The 2528-nt window shown below is 72.5% G+C and carries 2 protein-coding genes and 1 pseudogene; all 3 read left to right on the top strand.

Annotation, left to right across the window (positions count from 1 at the left end):
- Positions 1–773: 773 nt before the first annotated feature.
- A complete protein-coding gene (locus IH80_RS0138145; protein ID WP_030966502.1) occupies positions 774–1346 on the top strand; it encodes a snapalysin family zinc-dependent metalloprotease in 573 nt (190 codons plus the stop codon).
- A gap of 23 nt (positions 1347–1369) precedes the next feature.
- A complete protein-coding gene (locus tag IH80_RS0138140) occupies positions 1370–1933 on the top strand; it encodes an RCC1 domain-containing protein (protein WP_030966501.1) in 564 nt (187 codons plus the stop codon).
- Positions 1934–2189: 256 nt separating this feature from the next.
- Positions 2190–2528, top strand: a pseudogene (locus IH80_RS0138135) (polyphosphate kinase 2); the annotation flags it as partial.

The following is a 2528-nucleotide window of genomic DNA, read 5'->3' as shown; positions in this document are numbered from 1 at the left end:
GGCGTCGGGTGTCCGGGTGCCGTACGGATCCGGGCGGCAGCCCGTCGTGCGGGCGGGCCTGCCCCGTGACGCCGGGGGGAGGGGCGTCACGGGGGCGGGGCCCGCTCCGGAAGCCCACCCCCACGGCGAGGCCTCCGACATGTACGCGTCTGACCCGGAGCCTTCTCCCCAAACGCCTTTTCTGGCAGCAATTCTGAGAAGGCATCACGTCCTGCTCCTCTCGTGGCCGCCTGCGGGCCGCTTCATGGCCGGTCAGCGTGCGGAAGCGAGTCCCGCTCCGGATGCCGTGCCAGCCGAGACATCGCATGCGGGGGGTGGCGTGGCCGCGGGCGGGCGGAAGGCCACCGTGCACGCCCTCGGCGTGGAAGCTCCTCGAGCTCGGCCGCCCGTTTCCCGGTCGGGGTTCCGGCGCGGTAGGCGCCCGCTGATCGGGCGGTCACCGTTCCAGCGTGTGAAGCGGTGCGGCGGTGGCATCGGATGGGCGTCAGCCGGGACGGGGCGGATGTCCATGCCGACGCGGCCGTCCGCGTCCGCTCGCCGAGCGCGGCCGCGCGAGCCCCTGGACGGGCCCGCCCGCTTACCGGCCATCGGCTGGAGTGCCTGCGGAAATTGGCTGGCAGGTGCATGACCGGAGAGTGGGGTGCGGGACTACCTTCTTAGGGCTCCGGACGGCGCGGCTGCCTGAACCCGCAGGCCACAGACGGGCGGTGGCGGCGTCTCCAGTGCCCCGGCTCCGCCGAGGGGTCGGTCCCCCCACACGAAGGAAGACGACCATGTCTCTGGGCACCTGGCTAAGAGTCGGCACCTCCGCCACCGCGCTCGTTCTCACGGCGGCAACCGCCGCGACCGCGGCACCCGCGCCCATACCGGACGCCACTGCAGCGGTAGTGACACTCCGTTACGACGACAGCCGGGCCGGTGGCTGGGAAGCGGCCATCGCGGCCGGGGTCGCTTCCTGGAACGTGAACGTCAGCAACGTGCGGCTGGTGGAGGCCGCGCCCGGGGCCCGGGCCGAGATCGTCATCGTGGCCACCACCGGCTGGCCGCAAGCCACCCTGGGCCCGGTCCGTCCGGGGCGACAGGTCCGCGTCGAACTCGGTGCGCAGGCCGTGAGCCAGGGGTACGACAAGACGCGCATCGCTGCGCACGAACTGGGCCACAGCCTGGGCCTCCCGGACACCAAGCCGGGGCCGTGCTCTCAGCTGATGTCCGGGTCCAGCGCCGGGACGGCCTGCACCAACGCCGTGCCCAACGCGACGGAGCGGTCCCGCGTGCAGAACGCGTACGCGAACGGGCTCGCTGCAACCGTGCCCGCCGACGGCCGGGTACTCATCGACGCCCCCTGACCGGCGGTTCGACGGGTGGGCCGGTGCGGTGCCCTGGCTGGGACGGCTGTCCCGGAGGGCGGCCGTGCCGGCCCACGGCCGCGCCTCTACCGGGAAGCGGGTCGACTGGACGGCTCAGCCCTCTGGCCGTTGCCAACGACGGCACCGTCCGGTCCTGGGGCTACAACAACGCCGGCCAGCTCGGCGACAACACCGTCACCCAGCGGACCACCCCCGTCAGCGTCTCCGGCCTGACCGGTGTCCGCGCCATCACCGGCGCCACCAACGCCAACCACAGCCTCGCCCTCATGTCCGACGGCACCGTCAAGGGCTGGGGCGCCAACACCTCCGGCCAGCTCGGCGACGGCACCACCACCGACCGTCCCACCCCCGTCGTCATGGACGGTGTGTCCAACGTGCGCCCCATCGCCGCAGGGGGCAGCCACAGCCTCACCCGCGAAGGACAGGTCAAGAGCGTCGGCGGCAACGCCTCCGGGCAGCTCGGCGACGGCACGACCACGACCCGCACCACCGTCGTCACCCCGGTCAGTGGACTGAGCAGCAGCTCGCTCATCGCCGCCGGCTACGCATTCAGCATCGCCGCCTGACCCCTAAGCGCTTCCCGACCACTGCGGCCCGCCCCTACGGACGGACCGCAGCCCGGAGCGACGGGAGCACGTGCCCAGACCTCGGGGGGTGCCGGTGAGAATCCGGTCGCCGAGCACCTCACCGCGGCCGCGCCCGGGCACCCCGGGGGTGGTCGTTGCACTCCACGACGGCCCGCCAGCCGGTAAGTGGGGGGCAGTGCCAGGGCTCGGATGGCTGTTTCGTCATAGTTTGCTGCCCTTCGGGTAGGTGCATGCCGTGAGTGATCAGGAAGCCGACCGGCAGGTGGCCGAAAACCTGCTCTCGGGCCTGAGTGTGGACGACAGCAGGCCGGAGCAGCCGGTCCTGCTGGACGCTGCCGGGGCGCCGATTCGTACGTGGCAGGAGAACTATCCATATGCCCGCAAGGTCCGCCGTCGGGAGTACGAGCGGACGAAGCGGGTCCTGCAGATCGAGCTCCTGAAACTGCAGCACTGGGTCCAGGGCACGGGTGCGCGGCTGGTGGTGATCTGCGAGGGCCGGGACGCGGCGGGCAAGGGCGGCACGATCCAGCGGTTCACGGAGCGGCTCAATCCCCGCGGGGCGCGGATCGTGGCC

Source organism: Streptomyces sp. NRRL S-378 (assembly GCF_000720645.1).
Taxonomy (GTDB): Bacteria; Actinomycetota; Actinomycetes; order Streptomycetales; family Streptomycetaceae; genus Streptomyces.
Note: the sequence above shows the minus strand (reverse complement) of the source record. Positions and strands in the feature narration are given on the sequence as shown.

Coding starts and splice junctions, on each gene's coding strand:
- IH80_RS0138145 (WP_030966502.1), top strand. CDS start 774: ATGTCTCTGGGCACCTGGCTAAGAGTCGGCACCTCCGCCACCGCGCTC.